General features: G+C 75.3%; 10 protein-coding genes. All 10 read left to right on the top strand.

The window, feature by feature from the left end; all coding sequences use genetic code 11:
* Window positions 1-9: 9 nt before the first annotated feature.
* The 10 genes from ACQEVZ_RS23160 (at window position 10) to ACQEVZ_RS23115 (ending at window position 16,623) form a co-directional block, all read left to right on the top strand.
* Entirely contained in the window at window positions 10-3,177 is a 3,168-nt protein-coding gene (locus tag ACQEVZ_RS23160; RefSeq protein WP_433369785.1) for a tubulin-like doman-containing protein, read from the top strand.
* The gene (locus tag ACQEVZ_RS23155; protein WP_433369782.1) at window positions 3,174-5,540 is read left to right on the top strand and encodes a hypothetical protein; all 2,367 of its coding nucleotides are present in this window, start codon (window positions 3,174-3,176) and stop codon (window positions 5,538-5,540) included. The genes ACQEVZ_RS23160 and ACQEVZ_RS23155 overlap by 4 nt, the downstream gene beginning before the upstream one ends.
* Window positions 5,537-5,725, top strand: a complete 189-nt coding sequence (locus ACQEVZ_RS23150; protein ID WP_344511422.1) for a hypothetical protein — start codon at window positions 5,537-5,539, stop codon at window positions 5,723-5,725. The genes ACQEVZ_RS23155 and ACQEVZ_RS23150 overlap by 4 nt, the downstream gene beginning before the upstream one ends.
* Window positions 5,706-7,766, top strand: a complete 2,061-nt coding sequence (locus ACQEVZ_RS23145) for a TRAFAC clade GTPase domain-containing protein (protein WP_354901116.1) — start codon at window positions 5,706-5,708, stop codon at window positions 7,764-7,766. Before ACQEVZ_RS23150 ends, ACQEVZ_RS23145 begins: the two co-directional genes overlap by 20 nt.
* Entirely contained in the window at window positions 7,766-8,866 is a 1,101-nt protein-coding gene (locus tag ACQEVZ_RS23140) for a hypothetical protein (RefSeq protein WP_433369778.1), read from the top strand. Before ACQEVZ_RS23145 ends, ACQEVZ_RS23140 begins: the two co-directional genes overlap by 1 nt.
* Window positions 8,863-10,077, top strand: coding sequence for a hypothetical protein (locus ACQEVZ_RS23135; RefSeq protein ID WP_433369775.1), 1,215 nt, complete (start codon window positions 8,863-8,865; stop codon window positions 10,075-10,077). Before ACQEVZ_RS23140 ends, ACQEVZ_RS23135 begins: the two co-directional genes overlap by 4 nt.
* 104 nt (window positions 10,078-10,181) lie before the next feature.
* Window positions 10,182-11,549, top strand: coding sequence for an O-antigen ligase family protein (locus ACQEVZ_RS23130; RefSeq protein ID WP_433369772.1), 1,368 nt, complete (start codon window positions 10,182-10,184; stop codon window positions 11,547-11,549).
* The gene (locus tag ACQEVZ_RS23125) at window positions 11,546-11,992 is read left to right on the top strand and encodes a hypothetical protein (protein ID WP_344511432.1); all 447 of its coding nucleotides are present in this window, start codon (window positions 11,546-11,548) and stop codon (window positions 11,990-11,992) included. Before ACQEVZ_RS23130 ends, ACQEVZ_RS23125 begins: the two co-directional genes overlap by 4 nt.
* Window positions 11,993-12,132: 140 nt before the next feature.
* Entirely contained in the window at window positions 12,133-14,232 is a 2,100-nt protein-coding gene (locus ACQEVZ_RS23120) for an alpha-galactosidase (protein WP_433369769.1), read from the top strand.
* A 114-nt stretch (window positions 14,233-14,346) separates the two neighbouring features.
* Window positions 14,347-16,623 carry a putative bifunctional diguanylate cyclase/phosphodiesterase gene (locus ACQEVZ_RS23115; protein WP_433369766.1) on the top strand — a complete coding sequence of 759 codons (2,277 nt, stop codon included), beginning with the start codon at window positions 14,347-14,349 and terminating at the stop codon, window positions 16,621-16,623.
* Window positions 16,624-16,636 lie beyond the last annotated feature (13 nt).

The raw sequence follows: 16,636 nt of genomic DNA, 5'->3' as shown, positions 1-16,636 counted from the left end.
CACCCGGTCATGTTCGTAGGCCTCGGCGGCACCGGTTGCCGGGTCGGCGCGGAGCTGGAGCGCCGGCTCCGGGAGGAGCTGTGCGGCGCCGACGGCATGCGGCTGCGTGGCCCCGAGTACAACCTGCAGCACCTGCAGCCGTACGAGCTGCCGCACTGCCTGCAGTTCATCTACGCCGACCTGAGCCAGGAGGAGCTCAGCCAGCTCCGCCGCCGTTCGGTGCCGAACGAGTCCTACGCGGACGTGGCGAGCAAGACCGCCTCCTACGCGTACGACCTGCTGCCGCCGTTCGAGAGCTACCCGCAGGTCGCCCGGAACCTGCGGATCCAGGCCCCGGACTTCGTGGAGAGCTGGCTGCCGGGCCCCGAGCGGGAGCCGATGGTGGTGCCGCTCGGGCTCGGCGCCGGGCAGCTGCCGACGGTGGGCCGGGCGGCGATCTTCGAGACCGTCTCGCAGAACATCGACGCGGTCCGGCACCCGATCACGCAGGCGATCGGCGCGATCAACACCTCGGCCGCGGACCTGCGGGTGCTCAACCGCGACCTGGAGACGGCGCTGCAGCCGGTCGACGTCTTCGTGGCGTTCTCGGTCGCGGGCGGCACCGGCGCCGGCATCTTCTACGACTACCTGCACCTGATCGACTCGGCGTTCGCCCGCGCGAACGTCAAGGCGAACATCTACCCGCTGGTGCTGATGCCGTCGGCGTTCGACGAGGGCCGCGGCGGCGGGATGGCCGCCTCGCTCAACGCCGGCCGGTCGCTGCTGGACCTGTTCCGCCTCATCGACGACCTCAACCAGGACAACCGCAACCACGGCGCGCTCAGCGCCGAGCTGGTCAGCCGCGGCCTGCACGTGACCTACCCCAACGAGGGCGACGTGCTGATGCGCCTGGGCGCGGCGCAGACCGCGTTCCTGTTCAGCAAGACCGCCGGCATCGACCGGGAGGACCTGCACCGCTCGATCGTCGCGCTGATCCTGTCGCTGGTCGGCCTGGAGCAGCCGAAGCAGGCCCTCGGCGGGACCGACGGCCACCAGTCCTTCGCCGCGACGTTCATCAACGGCAGCCACGAGCGGCAGCTGATCTCCAAGACCGGCATCGGCCAGCGCAGCGTCTCCACCAGCCTGGTCGGGTCGCTGACCGTGCCCTTCGACGACCTCGCTGACATGTTCGCCGGCCGGATGCTGGCCAGGGGCGTGCGGGAGCTGCTGCCGGCGCCGCCCGGGCGGGCCGAGTCCAACCTCGACCACATCCGCAACTTCTTCAACGCCTCCGGCGTCGGCGCCGTGTGGGCGCGGGAGGAGCAGCCGTTCCGCGAGCCGGCCGCGGTGCGGGGCGCGACCGACATCGTCAACATGCTGCGCACCCGGGTCAAGCGGATGGAGGAGGGCCTGACGGGCCTCGACCAGTCCCTCGCCCGGCGGTCGCCGGAGCTGGCCCGGGACTTCAACCCGGTCGAGGGTGGGCTGCACGTCCTCAACGAGATCGACCTGCTGCGGCTGAAGCGGGTCTTCTGCGGCGACTCCGCCCTCGCCGAGCAGATCGACAAGATGGGCGTCGAAGGGGTGATGGAGAACCGCCGGCAGCAGCCCGAGCCGCCGTCGCAGGACTGGCGCATCCAGGCGCCCCAGCCCGCCGCGATCAAGAACGGGTTCGGCGGGGTGATCCGGGTGACCGTCGCCGACCCCGCCGTGCGCAAGAGCATCGAGACCCAGAACGCCTGGTACCGCTACCGCACCAACCGCTGCTGGCACGCCGCCTGGAACGACCACCGCGCCCTCTGGCACCCGCGGGTCGACCGGTTCGGCCAGAAGCTGCGGGCGCTCGTCGACGCCCTCGCCAACCACGCCGGCAAGAGCGAGGAGGACTACAACCGGCGCGCCGACGAGCTCTACCGGTCGCGGGTCGGCGTCACGTACCTGCTGCCGCTGCGGACCGAGCTGGAGCTGACCTACGACCGGATGCTGCGCCGGCTCGCCGACCGGTACGCCGGCAAGAAGATCCGCCCGAACGCGACCGAGGGCGAGATCATCGCCGCGGTCCTCGGCCCCGACGGCTGGCGGGCGGCGCTCACCGAGAGCCTCACCCCCGGCCGCGGCCCGGAGCACGGCCTGCAGATCCTGCTCGGCCTGCTCAAGCAGCAGGTGGTGCAGATCCTGCGGGGCAGCGAGCAGCAGCAGGAGGAGGCGCCGCTGCTGCCGCACATGAGCCAGCTGCTGCGCGCCGCCGCGACCCGTGACGAGGCGGCCGTCGCCCACAACGACGTGCAGTGGTTCGTCTCGGCGCTGGCCGGCATGATCCCGGCCGCGTTCGTCCCCGAGGGCACCGGGAAGCTGGACACGCTCGTTGTGTACCCGGCCGGCGCGCCCGACGACGACGTCGAGCGGTTCCTGCAGGAGACGCTGAAGCTGCCGCACGGGCACAACGTCGCGCCGCCCGAGTTCCGCGCCGTGAACACCGAGCTGATCACGGTCGTGTTCGCCCGTGGCGGCATGGGCGTCACCGAGGTCGCCGAGGTGCGGCAGGTCCTGCTCGACTGGTCCCAGGCGGCGAAGGCACCGAAGCCGCAGCACTACCTCCCGTGGCGGCAGCGGCTCGGGTACGACCAGGACTGGCTCGCCACCACCGAACGGCACCGCGTGGAGATCCTGCAGCGGTTCCTCGCCGCGCTGTGGAACGGGCAGATCACCGTCAGCGGCGACCGGGACTCGCCGGCCGGGATCCAGGTCGTCACCCGCCGCGGCGCCCCCGCCTCCACCGGGATGGTCCTGGACCTGCAGCCGTTCGGCGCCGCCTCCTCGTGGGGCAGCCTGCTGCGCGCGTACGAGGAATGGACCCTCACCGACAGCAACGTGATCCGGCTGAACTTCTGCGAGAAGCTCATGGAGACCTCCCCGAACGGCCTCGCCACGATCATCGAGGACCCGGACCCGCTCTACGTGCACGTCGTCGACGTCGTCGTCGAGCGCGAGATCAAGATCCTCACGGACATGCTGGAGCGGCTGCCCGCCGGCACCCAGCCGTACTGCAAGCAGCTGCTCGGGTTCTGGCGGGACACGTTCTCCGCGGCCCGGCGCCGCACCTTCCTCGGCACCGCGCCGAGCGGCAACACGTTCGAGGAGCTGGAGCACACCGTGCTGACCCGCCACGCCCCGATGCCCGGGATGACGAAGCGATGACCACGACGACGCTGACGACGCAGGCACCGGAGAGCCGGACGCTCCTGGTCGACCTGCGCACCGAGTACGCCGCGCTGGCCGCGTGCCGCACCTTCAACGAGTACGTGCGGCAGCGGGGCGCCGGGCTGGACGGCGGCGTCCGGGAGGTCGACCTGAGCCGGGTCGTCGTCGTCGACCGGGCCGTCGACCTGCTCGCGCACAGCGACGCGCTGACCGTCGTGCGCAACGCCGGGGCCGTGCGGCACGTCGTGTGCATCGCGGTCGGGATGGCCGACGACGCCTCGGGCGTGCCGGTCCGGCTGCCGACGATCCTGCGCAACGAGGTCACGACCGTCCTGTGGGTCGGCGACGAGCACGGCATCACCTGGAACCCCGGCGAAGGGCCCGCGCCGGTCGTCGTCCTCGTCCCGGCCGGCGCCGGGTACAACCACCTCGACGACCTCCTCGAGGCGCTGACCGCGAAGGAGCTCTTCGACGAGGTGGCCGCCCGCGCGGCCGCCATGCCGTCGCGGGTCGCCGTCCCCGGGGTGCGGGTGGTGTCCAACCGCGTCGCCGGCGACGTGCTCGTGGCCGCCCAGCGGCGGGCCGTCGAGGCGATCGTCACCGGCGGCGACCGGGTCATCCCGGCCCAGCCGGGCGGCCAGGATCCGGTGGCCCTCGGGGGCGAGCTGGCCCGCCGGTTCGGGCACCCGGACCCGACCCAGCCCACCGGCGAGTTCGGGCACGCCCGCGGCGACGCCGAACGGGCCGCGCGGGCGCTCGGCGCGGCCCTCGCCACCGCCGGCCGCCCCTGGCAGCCGCTGCTGCCGCAGCGCGGGCCCGGGATCCCGGGCCTGTTCCGCCGGTCCGCGGAGACGCTGCACACCTACCGCGAGGCGCTGCGGCGGCTGCTGCTCACCGGCGACGCCGGCCCCGACGAGCAGCGCCGGGCCAAGCTGCGGGCCGAGGGGGTCACGCTGCCGCCGCCGCCCGGCGGGCCGGCCACCGACCAGCCGGCCGCGGTCGACCAGGTCCTGCGCACGACCCTCGGCGGGATCGGGATGGGCCGGCCGCTGCGGCAGCTCGTCACCGAGATCTTCGAGACCGCCAGCGCGCTGCGCCCGGCCGGCAGCGCGGTCCGGGTCCCGTCCGTCGACCAGGCCTGCCCCGACCAGCGCCTCGCGGAGCTGAGCTCCGTCCCGGCGATGCCGGGCGGGTTCGGCAGCCTCCTGGTGCCGCTGCTGATGGTGCTCGCGCCGCTGCTCGCGCTCGTCCCGGCGGCCGGGTCGCCGCTCGGCCGCACCGTCGCCGCCGGGCTCGGCGGTGCCGTGGTGGCGCTGCTCGTCCTCGGCGCCGTACTGCTGCGCGGCCGGCGCAACCGGATCGGGCTGGTCCGTCGCGCCGCCGTCCGCGACGTCGCCATGGTCGCGCTGGTACTGGTGATCAGCGCGGCGCTGCCCGCGGTCGGCGCCGCGCTGCTGCTCAGCGGAGGCCTCGGCGACGACCTCGGTGCCGGTGCCGACCCGCCCGTGCCGGCACAGGTCGCCTGGGCCTGCGCCGGAGCCGGCGTGCTGCTCGCCGTCGTCGCGACCGGGCTGTGGTGGAGCCGCCTGGTCGCGGCGTGGCGGCTGCGGCTGCCCGCCGGCCAGCCCGACCGGCTCGTGCGGGCGCTCACCGACGTGTACGACGAGGCGACCGTGGAATGGGTGCTCACCGACGCCCGTACCCGCGCCTCCGACGCCGTGCGGACGCTGGGCAGCACGCTCGACTCGCTCGGCGACGAGCTGCTCGCGCACGGATCGGCGCTGGACGCCGGCCCGCAGGGGACGCCCTACACGGCGGCGACGACCGTCGGCGCGGTCAACGCGATCGTCCGGCACGACCTCGTCACCCTCACCGTCGACTGTGTGGAGCGCGGCGCCGCCGACATCAGGCGCGGCGAGCGTGACGGCGTGCCCGACCGGGTCGCGCAGGACGCCCGCGACCTCGCCACCGGCTACGACCGCTACGTGCGGCACGACGGCATCCAGCACCCGCCGCCCCGCTGGCCCGCCCGCGGCGACCGCGACCAGCTCGTCCTCACCTGGTGGCGCGGCCTGGACGACTTCCGCCGGGCGGCGCTGGACGACGGCCCGGTGCAGCAGCTGTGCGCCGACGACCAGCTGCAGCTGATCGGCAAGGACCCGGCCGGCGCGGTCGTCGTCGCGTTCGCGCCCGGCAGCGCCAAGGAGGCGATCGCCGACGCCGTCGACGGCCTGGACCCCGGGCGCCGGCCGCGCCCCGCCGAGCTGGTCTGGACGACCGCCGGCACGTCGGCCGGGATGCTGCACCTGGTGCCGCTGCGCGCCCGCGTCGAGTTCGAGCAGTTGGAGGCGACCGCATGACCGATCTGGGGACGTGGCAGGCGATTGTGGCCGGCGTACTGACGCTCATCGGCCTGTACGCCGTGTGGTCGACCGCCGAGGGCCTGATCCATCCGGCGGGTCCTGCCGGCAAGCGGGACGGCACGGCGGGCGACAGGCGCGCCGACGAGGACGGAGGTGGCCGGGATGTCCGGCGCGATCTGTGACGAGGTCCTGGACTTCACCACGCCTGCCGGTGACGAGGTCTCCTGGCCGGTCCTGAGCGACCCGGGCGACTCCGGCGGCCCGTTCGACAACGGCGGCTTCCGGTTCCGCACCCGCTACCTCGCCGCCGGCGGCGGATACCAGGTCCTGCAGCGCCGGCTGGTCGGCAGCGGCACACCCGGCGAACGCGACGCCTGGGAGCGCCGCCTCGACGGTGAGATCTGCGCCGGCCTGCGCCTGCACCGCCGCTTCGGCGAGCGGGACCAGCGGCCGCTGCTGCCGCGCATCGTCGGCTACAAGGTCGACGTGGACGAGCCGTTCGTCCTCTGGCAGCCGGTGCCCGGCGAGCCGCTGGCCGGCCACCTCGGCCGGCTGCTCAACGAGGACATCGACCGGGTGCTCGTGGACGTGCTCACCGCCCTGGCCCGCCTCGACGCGGTCGGCGTGGTCCACCGGGCGATCAGCCCCGACACCGTGCGCTGGGACCGGCACCACGCCTACCTCGACGGGTTCTCCTGGGCGGCGCTCGCCGGGGAGCCCCGCGAGCCGCTCGGCGAAGGGCCGTGGAGCCCGCCGGAGCAACGTACCGGCGAAGGCAACGCCGACCCGCGCGACGACGTCTGGAGCGTCGGGGTGCTGCTCGGGCGGATCGTGTCCGGGACGCTGAACGGCACGCCCCGCCCGCAGGACCTCGGGCCGCGGTTCGGCGCGCTGCTCGGCGACATGCTGGAGCCGGTCGCCGCGCGCCGGCCGACCGCCGTCGAGGCGCTCGCGCGGCTGTCGATCGCGTCCCCGGTCGGCCGCCCGGGCGAGCCCGACGACCGGCTGGCGGCCGGCCGCCGGCGCTACGAGGAGCTGCGGTCCGGCCGTGTGCCGGGCGGGCACGGCGCGGCCCACGCCGCCGCGGCGCTGGAGGAGGCCCGCCCGGCCCGGCGGGGGTTCTTCCGGTCGCGGCCGCCGGCGCAGGCCGCGCCCGAGGCGCAGTACCCGCCCCGGCGGTGCTACCTGTGCCTGGACGACGTGCAGTGGACCGGGACGAACCTGCGCCGCTGGGTCGACGGCAAGTACCGGGCGCTGGAGCTGACGCCGGACCTGTCCGAGGCGCAGCGCGAGTCGCTGCTGCTGCACGCGATCCAGCGCTGCCCGAACCGGGCCGGCGACGGCCCCGACCACTACCTGCCGGTGGGCTACCTGCGCAGCGGCAGGCCGATCAACGTCGCCGTCATCGGCAGGTCCGGCGCGGGCAAGACGCACCTGCTCGCCGGCATCGTGCGCGACATCGACGCCGGCGGGCTGACCAACTTCAACGTCATGACCGGCGCGGTCGACATGGCCGGGCACGACAGCTTCCGCGAGCAGCACATCACGCCGCTGTACGACCAGGGCACCATGCTCCCGCACACCGGCGCGGTGGCCGAGGTCGAGTACACCGACGGCGTCGTGGTGACCGTCAACGGCCGGTCGCGGCCGCTCATGTTCTTCGACGTCGCCGGGGAGACCCTGCAGCCGCGGCAGCAGCGCACCCGGGCGGCGCAGTTCCTGTCCGCCGTCGACGCGCTGCTGTTCGTCGCCGACCCGGAGATGGACACGATCGACGCGACGTTCGGCGCGGTGATCGACCGGCTCGCCACCCGGCAGGGCCCCGACGGCCGGCTCGACATGCCCGCCGCGATCGTCGTGACGAAGAGCGACCTGGGCCGCTTCGAGGAGCCGGTCGACCGGTGGATCCGCGCCCGCTCGACGGCCGTCCCGCCGCTGGACTGGGACCGGGTCGTCGAGGAGAGCCGGGATGCCTACGCGTACCTGCACCGCCGGGGGCGCACCGGGCTGCTCGCGCCGTTCGCCCGCTTCCGCGACTGCACGCTGCACTTCGCCTCGGCGACCGGCGGCGGCGCCGACTCCGGCGGGCGCTTCCCGCGTGGCGCCCGGCCGCAGCGCTGCCTGGAGCCGCTGCTCTCGCTGCTGGCGCAGCTGGACGTGCTGCCCGCCGGGACGCTGCATCGGGGTGCGGAGATGCCGGCCGGGACGACGAGGAGGGCGTAGTGAGCGGCCAGGTGCACACGATGCTGTTCCAGTGGTCGGAGGCGAAGGGCTTCATGACCGCCCGCTCGTCGCTGCCGAGGCCGGAGCAGGAGCTCTGGTACGACCGTCTGCTGCCGCGGCTGTCGCTGCCGCAGGGCCAGTACGACACCGGCAGCACCTGCTACCTGCAGTACGACGACGTCATGGCGCTGCTGCACCGCTGGCCCGCCAGGGACGGCCACCACCGCGCCTCGACCCGCACCCGGGCCCTGCTCGGGCCGCCGCGGCTGCTCACGTTCGCCGACGCGGTCAGGGTCCGCACCGACGCCGAGCCGGTCGAGGGGACCGACGGCGAAGGCCCGTTCCCGGGGATGCCACCGGGATGGCGGGCGGCGAGCGACGACGACGCCACGATCCTCGCCGCGCTCGAGGAGTGCCACGATCGGCTGGTCACCTTCGTCGCCGGGCTCCTCACCGACGGCGCCGCGGGGCGCTTCGCGGTGGTGGCGCCCGAGCAGTACCGGCGGGCGCTGCTGTGGGGCGCGCAGCACTGCTTCCGGCCCGACGAGTGTCCACCGTGGACGTTCTCGACGGCGGAGGCGGGCGTGGCCGGGACCGACCTGCCGCGCATCGTGTTCGTCCCGTCCGAGGCGTCGTCTCGCGGCTACGGCGGCGACGACCTGTCGTGGATCGACGTCAACCGGCCCGAGTACGTCGACCCGCTGGCGCGCGACCATGCCGCGCGGGTCGTGGACGACGCGCTGTACCGCGTCGCCGTCCCGCACCGCACCGCCCACAACGGACGGCCGCCGGTGCCGCACTCGCTGCCGCAGGCGGTGCCTCATTCGATACCGCAGCCGGTGCCGCATTCGGTGCCGCATTCGGTGCCGCATTCGGTGCCGAGTTCGGTGCCGCAGCCAGTACCGCAGCAGCCGCCGATGCCGGAGCAGGTGAGCGTGCCGCCCGGGTCCCCGGATGCCCGCCGGCAGGCTGAGCGGCCGGCCATGGAGCCGGCGGTGCTGCGGACCGAGGAGAGCGAGTACGCCGTGTTCGTCCTCAGCCTGGCGATCGGGTCGGCGCTGTTCGTGCTGCTCCTGATGTATCTGGGGGCGGCGCAGTGAGCGCCGTCCGGGCGGTGCTGCGGGACCCGCACTGGTACCGCGACGCGGCCGGCGCCGGCCTGCAGGCGCTCGCCGCGTTGCTGCTGACCCTCGCGTGGGCGGCCAGGGACCCCGACCTGCCGCGCGTCGCCTGGGCGGCGTTCGCGGGCGTCGGCCTGTGCGGCTGGCTGTTCCTGATCACCGCCGCCCGGTCCGCCCGCCTGGCCGCCACCGGCGCCGGCGAGCTGCGGGGGCTCCTGCTGGTCGCGATGCTGCTCGCGCAGATCGGCTTCGTGCTGCGGCTCAGTGCCCGCGAGCCGGTGGTGCCCGGCCTCGAATGGGTCGTCTTCATGATCTCGGCGCTGCTGTTCCTCGCGGCGTACGAGGTCGCCCGCCGGCCGGTGCACCAGATGCTCTGGGTCGCCACGGTCGGCGTGCTGCTCGCCGGGTCGGTCGCCGCCGTCGTTGCGACCCCGCACGGCGTGCTCGAGCCGCGCCTGTACTGGCGGCAGGCCCTCCCTGCGGCCGTCCTCGCCGCGGCCGTGTCCGGCGCCGTGGTGCTCGGGTGCCTGTGGCGCCGGGACCGGGTCATGCGGGAGGCGGTCAGGGCGCACGTCGTCGCCGTGCCGCCGCTGGCCGTCTACGCGTTCACCCGCGACCCGGGCGCCGCGACCCTCGTGTGCGGCGCCACGGCCGGCGCGGTGTTCGGCGCGGGACGGGTGCTGTGGCGGTCGTCGTGGACCGCGACCCTCCGGCCGATCGGCACCGGCGTCGCCGCGGTCGCGGCCGTCACGACGGTCCTGTGGCTGTTCGACCCGTGGAAGGTCGCCGTCAGGGAGCCGGCACCCGCCCGGGATCTCGTCGGGGTCGCGCGGGAGGCGGCCGGGGCCGTGTCGCTGGCCGACGTGGGCGGGCGGGCCGGCGAACTGGTGCTGACGCTGCTGGTCCTGGTGTTCGCGCTGCAGGTGGGGCTGCTGGCGGCGCGGGCCGCCCGCCCGGACGCCGAGCTGCCGGACCGGCACGCGTTCCAGCGGGTGTGGGCGGTCGCGCTCGGCGGCCAGGTCCTCGCGTCGCTCCTCGCGCCGCTGCTGGTCGGGGTGCTCCGGCTGCCGGCCCCACCGACCCTCACCACGCTGCCGTTCGCGGCCGACGGGGCGAGCTTCGTCGTGACGTTCGCGGCGCTCGGTCTGCTGTTCGCCGCCGCCCAGCGCCCGCCGGCCGGAGCCCTGTAACGCCTGGGCGGCCCAAAAGGTTGTATCGGATAGGGGTCTGCGAATCTTCGCGGACGTCGATACTGTTTCCGCCACGGGCACCCTGACGGGGAAGGGTGGTGCTGGTGGAAACGCTTGTGCACAAACAGGATCCGGTCCTGTCTCACATCGCTCTGGTCGCCGCGGCGACCGCCGGCGTCGTCGCTCAGGGTGGCTTCTACCTGCCGGGCAGGACGCTGGTGACCGTGCTGGCCGCGGTCGCGTTCGGCCTCGCGCTGCACGCCCGGCGGGACCTGCTCACGGGGCTGGTCGCGATCCTCGGCACCGCCGGTGCCGTCGTCGCGTGGGCGCTGCTGCGGGGCGTCGTGAGCGGCGGGCTGCCGGTCGTGGCCGCGGTCGCGGCGAGCCTGGCCACGCTCGTCGCGGCGCTCGCGGCGGTGCGCCTGACCGGCCCGGCCGCCCGGCAGTGGCTCATGTCGGGCCTGGTCGGGCTCGGCACGCTGGTCGCGGTGACCGGCTGGGCCGGTGTCGCGTGGCGGCTGGAGCGCTGGTCGGTGCTGGTCGAGTCGACGATGTGGCGCGCCGCGTCCACGCTGACCTACTCCAACGCCGCGGCGGCGGTCCTCGCGGCCGCCGCGCTGCTGGCGCTGGCACTGGCGGTCGACGATCCAAACGTCTGGTGGCGGCCCTGCGCCGTCTATCTCACGCAGGTGGGGCTGGCCGCGACGCTGAGCCGGGCGGGTGCGCTCGCGTTCGCCGCCGGGCTGGTCGTGCTCGCCGCCGCCGCCGGTGTACGAACCGTGCTCCGGCACGCCGTCCCGGCCCTGCTGGGCGCGGGGGTGGCCCTGGCGGCGCTCATCCCGTCGTTCCCGGCGGACGCGTCGCCGCGGCCGCTGCTCGCGGTCGGCGGCCTGGTCGCCGGCGCCGTCGTGGCGCTGGTCCTGCCGCGGCTGCCCGCCTTCGTGCTGCTGGGCGCCGGCGCGGTGCTGGCGGTCGCGGCGCTGCTGGGCCTGCGGCACGTGGCGGGGCTCGACGCGCTGCTCGCCCGGCGGGCGACCCTCGCCTCCCGCGGGCGGTCCGGGGCCACGTCCTCGGCGCTGGACCTGGTCGCCGCCCACCCGCTGGCCGGCAGCGGCCCGGGGCAGGGGCGGTACTTCTGGATCGACCACACCGGCCAGCTGGTCGTGAGCCGGTGGGTCCACAACGAATACCTGCAGTGGCTCGTCGACCTGGGCGCGATCGGCCTCGTGCTGCTGCTCGCGTTCGTCGCGGCCCTGATCCTGCACGTCCGCGCCGGCCGGCGTGCCGGCGTGCCCATCCCGCTGTGGGCCGGGGCGGTCGCCGCCATCGCCGCGCTCGCGCTGCACAGCGCCTTTGACTTCCTGTGGGAGCTGGCGGTCGTCCCGCTGCTCGTCGGTGTCCTGGTGGGCATCGCGGGTCCCTCCCACGGCGAAGAGTCCGCACCACCACCCAACGGGGAGGAAACATCATGAAGGTCACCAAGTCCAAGCTCGGCGTCGCCGCGCTCGCGGTCGGCGGGGTGCTCGCGTTCGCCGTCCCGGCCGGCGCGGCCGTCAACCTCCAGTCCGAGTCGCCGGGCCACGGCACGGTGAAGATCGCCAAGCAGGCCCAGCTGAAGGCGAATGGCGCGGCCACCGTCGTGACCCTGAACGTCAGCTGCCCGGCCGGCTGGCTCTTCACCGGTTACGTCAGCGTCACCCAGGCCGTCGGCAACATCACCACCGGTGGCTCGAACCGTACGTCCGAGATCACCTGCACCGGCTACACCCAGAAGGTCAAGGTCCCGGTGACGGCCTCGCCGGCACCGTTCAAGGTGGGCGACGCGTACGCCCTCGGCGAGATCCAGGTCCACAGCCCCGGCTACCAGTACTTCTACGCCAACACGGGCCGCGAGATCGTCAACGTCCAGTCCTGATACAGGGGGCGCGCCGGCTTCCGGGCCGGCGCGCCCGCGCTTCCCGGCGGTGGTCGGGCCGGGAGGCGCCACACGACGGGGGTGTCGAGCAGGGATGCAACGGGGGACCTGCTCGACACCCCGCGGTCGATGATGGAGGGGTGACAGCGTTGCTGATCCATCTCCAGGCCGCGGGCACCAGCCTGGTGCTGGACGCCCGCGGCCCGCGGCCGCCCGCGATCCTGCACTGGGGCGCCGCGCTGGGCGACCTGACCGACGCCGACCTGGCGGCGCTGGCCGGCGCGGCGGTCCCCGCGGTGCCACCCAGCTCCCTGGACGAGCCCCTGCGGCTGTCGACGCTGCCGGCGCTGGCGGAGGGCTGGACGGGCCGCCCGGCCGTGCGCGGCTCCTGGGCGGCGGGCCCGGCCCGCCCCGCGTGGCGGCTCGCCGGCGTCGAACGCCCCTCCTCCGGCGCCGTCGTGGCGGACCTGCGCTCGGCCGACGGGCTGCTCCAGGTCGCCGGCGAGGTCTCGCTGTCGCCGCAGGGCGTCCTGCGGATGCGGCACACCCTGACGAACCACGGCACCGGCCCGTTCCTGCTCGACGCGCTCGACGTCGTGCTGCCGGTGCCCGCGCGGGCCGCGGAGATCCTCGACTTCAGCGGCGTGTGGGCCTACGAGCGGCGGCCGCAGCGGGCCCCGCTGCGCGACGGCGCCTGGAGCCGCGAGACCCGGCACGGCCGCCCCGGGCACGACGACCCGTTCCTCATGATGCTCGGCGTCCCCGGCTTCGACTTCCGCGCCGGCGAGGTCTGGGCCGTGCACCTCGCGTGGAGCGGCGACAAGCGGCTGTGGGCCGAGCGGCAGCCGCTGGGCCGCTCGGTGCTCGGCGCGGGCGAGCTGCTCGACCCCGGCGAGATCCTGCTCCCGCCCGGCGGGTCCTACACCTCGCCGTGGACGGTGGCGGCCTGGTCGGCGACCGGGATCGACGGCCTCTCCGAGCGCCTGCACGGCTGGGTCCGCGCACGCCGGGGCCCGGTCCCGCCGCGTCCGGTGGTGCTGAACACCTGGGAGGCGGTCTACTTCGACCAGAGCATGGAGCGCCTGCGGGGCCTCGTCGACGCGGCGGCGGACGCGGGCGTCGAGCGCTTCGTCCTCGACGACGGCTGGTTCACCGGGCGGACCGACGACCGGCGGGCGCTGGGGGACTGGACCGTCGACGCGGACCGCTGGCCGCACGGGCTGCACCCGCTCGTGGCGGCGGTGCACGCCCGCGGCATGGACTTCGGGCTGTGGGTCGAGCCGGAGATGGTCTCCCCGGACTCGGACCTCGCGCGGGCCCACCCGGACTGGCTGCTCGGCCCGCCCGGCGCGGCGACCTGGCGGCACCAGCGGGTCCTCGACCTGTCGTCCGGCGCCTACGAGCACGTCCTGGAGGGCCTCACCGCGCTGCTGCGGGAATACCCGATCGCCTACCTGAAGTGGGACCACAACCGGGACCTGCTGCAGGAAGGCGCCGCGCACCGGCAGACCACCGCGCTCTACCGCCTGCTGGCCGAGCTGCGCGGGCGGTTCCCGCACGTCGAGGTGGAGAGCTGCGCGTCCGGCGGCGCCCGCGTCGACCTCGGCGTGCTCGACCTCGTCGACCGGTTCTGGACCTCCGACAGCAACGACCCCCTCGAGCGGCAGCGCATCCAGCGCTGGACCGGCGTCCTCGTGCCGCCGGAGCACCTCGGCTCGCACGTCGGCGCGCCGGCGGCGCACGTCACGGGGCGCACCAGCGACCTGAGCCTCCGGCTGGCCACCGCGCTGTTCGGCCACGCCGGCATCGAGTGGGACCTCACCACCGCGTCCGGGGAGCAGCGGCTGGAGGTCGCCGAGTGGGTGCGCTGCTACCGGCGGCTCCGGCCGCTGCTGCACACCGGGACGGTGGTCCGCTCCGGCGGCGACGACCCCGACCGGCTCGTGCACGGCGTGGTCGCGGCCGATCGCGGCGCCGCCGTGTACGCCCTGGTGACCCTGCGGGCCTCCGGCGCCGCGATCCCGCCCCCGGTCCGGTTCGCGGGGCTCGACCCGGACCGCCGGTACACCGTGCGGCCGCTGCCCCTCGGCGGCCCGCCCAGGACCGTGCAGGACCGGCCGCCCGCGTGGCTGCTCGACGGCGGGATCACCCTGCCGGGCCGGCTGCTGGCGGAGGTGGGCCTGCCGGCGCCGCTGCTGGCCCCGCAGCAGGCGGTCGTGTTCGAGGTGGTCGCCGCCTGAGGTCGGGACCGATCCTGAACGGCAGCCGCGACGAGCGGGCCGTTTGGCTCAGCCGCGGCCCTCCGCCGCCGAATGGGTGGTTGACGACGGTGTCGGGCGGAGGTTGCCAGGGCGGTGGGAGCGGACCGGCGGACGCGGCGCTGGGCGGCCGTGCTCTGGGTGCTCGGCGGCCTGTACGCGCTCACCGTCGCCGGCATCGTCGCCACGGCCGGCGCGCTCACCGTCGCCGGCATCCTCGTGTCCGGCGTGATCGGCCTGGTCTGCGCCGTGTGCGCGGCCCGCCACGACTGGCTCGACCAGCGGACCCGGCGCGCCTGGCGCTTCATGGCCTTCGGCTACGGGCTCGCGCTCGGCGTGCCGGTCGTCGCCACCGTCACCGACACGGGGCCCTTCCCGTCGCCCGGCGACGCGGCGCACCTGGCGTTCGTGCTGGTGCTGCTGTTCGCGGTGCGGGCGTTCCCGTTGCTCCCGGAGGCCCGCGGCGAGCGCCACAAGCACGTCCTCGACGCGGCCATCGTCGTCGCCGGCGCCGCCACGACGATGTGGTACTTCGTGGTCGGGCCGTACATCGCGGCGAAGGGCGCCTCGACCGGCACGGTCGTCGCCGCGGCCGCCCGCCCCGCCGCCGACCTCGCCCTGCTGTCCGGGCTCGTCATGGTGCTCCTGCGCGGCGCCGACCCGACGTCGCGCCGCCCGCTGGGCATCGTGGCCGCCGGGATGCTCGTGTACACCGTGGGCGACGGCCACCTCGGCCACCTGCGGGCCCACGCCGACCAGGTCGGGCGCACCGCCTGGCAGCTCGCCTGCTGGAGCACGACCCTGTTCCTGCTGGCGGCCGCCGCCGTCGAGCAGAACCGCCGGGCGACCCGGCGGTCCGTCGATCGCGGCGCGGCGCGGCCCGGCAGGACGCGGCTGCTGCCGTACGCCGGGATCGGCGTCGGCTACGCGCTGCTGGTGCTCGCCGCGGTCCGGCAGGGGCAGGCGCACCCGTGGGCCGGGCTCGTCGCCGGCGCGGCCGGCATCACCGGGCTGGTCATGCTGCGCCAGGCGCTCGTGCAGCAGGAGAGCCGCGAGATGGCGGTCACCGACGGGCTCACCGGGCTGGCGAACCGGTCCCGCGTCCACGAGGCCCTCGGCCGCGCCCTCGCCCGCGGCGGGCGGACGGGCGGGAGCACCGCCGTGCTGCTGCTCGACCTGAACGGCTTCAAGCAGGTCAACGACGCCCTCGGGCACGAGGCGGGCGACCGGCTGCTGGTCGAGTTCGGCGAGATGATGCGCCGCAGCGTGCTCGGCGGCGACCTGGTCGGCCGGCTCGGCGGCGACGAGTTCGCCGCGGTGCTGCACGACATCGGCCGGGTCGACCACGCCGTCGCCGTCGCCCGGCGGATCGCGGCCGCGACGGAGCAGCCGATCCCGTTCGGCGACCAGACGCTGCGCGCGTCGGCGAGCATCGGCGTCGCCGTCGGCGGGCCCGGCGAGTGCACGGCCGACGAGCTGCTGCACCGTGCCGACCTCGCCATGCACCAGGCGAAGCGACGGGATGGCGGCACCCGCTGGCAGTGCTGGGACCGCAGCCTGACCGACGAGGCCGAGCTGTCGCTGGAGCACGAGCTGCGCGGCGCGATCGCCGGTGGCCAGCTGCGGCTGCTGTACCAGCCGATCGTCGCCCTCCCGCACCGCGAGATCGCCGGCGTGGAGGCGCTCGTCCGCTGGGAGCACCCCAGGCACGGGCTGCTCGTCCCGGAGAGGTTCGTGCCGCTCGCCGAGCGCGCCGGCGTGATCGAGGACCTGGGCCGCTGGGTGCTGGAGCAGGCCTGCGCGCAGGCGAAGGCGTGGCAGCGGCGGGTGCCGTCGCTCCAGCTCAACGTCAACATCTCGCCCCGTCAGCTGGACAACCAGGGCTTCACCGGCGAGGTGCTGGAGATCCTCGACCGGGCCGGGTTCTTCCCCGGTCACCTGGTGCTGGAGGTGCCTGAGAGCGCGGTCGTCGGCGGCGCCGCCGACGGTGCCGGGCACACCGCCGAGGCCGACCCGATCGCGCAGCTGGAGGCGCTGACCACGGCCGGGATCCGGGTCGCGCTGGACGACTTCGGCACCGGGTACTCGTCGCTGCGCTACCTGACCCGCCTGCCGGTCGACGCGCTCAAGCTCGACAGCTGCTTCGTCGCCGAGCTCGACGGCACGTCGAAGGGCTCGGCGGTCGCGCAGGCGGTGCTGCGGCTCGGGCAGATGCTGCACCTGGACACCGTCGCCGAGGGCGTCGAGGGCGAGGCCCAGGCGCGCGAGCTGACCCTGCTGGGCTGCGAGAAGGCCCAGGGCATCTACTTCTCCGGCCCCGTCCCCGCCGCCGAGCTGGAGCGCCAGCTGCCGGCGGTCGCGACGCCCCGGTGACAGCGCTCCCACG

This window comes from Dactylosporangium sp. CA-152071 (assembly GCF_050936335.1).
Lineage (GTDB): Bacteria > Actinomycetota > Actinomycetes > Mycobacteriales > Micromonosporaceae > Dactylosporangium > Dactylosporangium maewongense.
Note: the sequence above shows the minus strand (reverse complement) of the source record. Positions and strands in the feature narration are given on the sequence as shown.

Coding starts and splice junctions, on each gene's coding strand:
- ACQEVZ_RS23155 (WP_433369782.1), top strand. CDS start 3,174: ATGACCACGACGACGCTGACGACGCAGGCACCGGAGAGCCGGACGCTC.
- ACQEVZ_RS23145 (WP_354901116.1), top strand. CDS start 5,706: ATGTCCGGCGCGATCTGTGACGAGGTCCTGGACTTCACCACGCCTGCC.
- ACQEVZ_RS23125 (WP_344511432.1), top strand. CDS start 11,546: ATGAAGGTCACCAAGTCCAAGCTCGGCGTCGCCGCGCTCGCGGTCGGC.
- ACQEVZ_RS23150 (WP_344511422.1), top strand. CDS start 5,537: ATGACCGATCTGGGGACGTGGCAGGCGATTGTGGCCGGCGTACTGACG.
- ACQEVZ_RS23160 (WP_433369785.1), top strand. CDS start 10: ATGTTCGTAGGCCTCGGCGGCACCGGTTGCCGGGTCGGCGCGGAGCTG.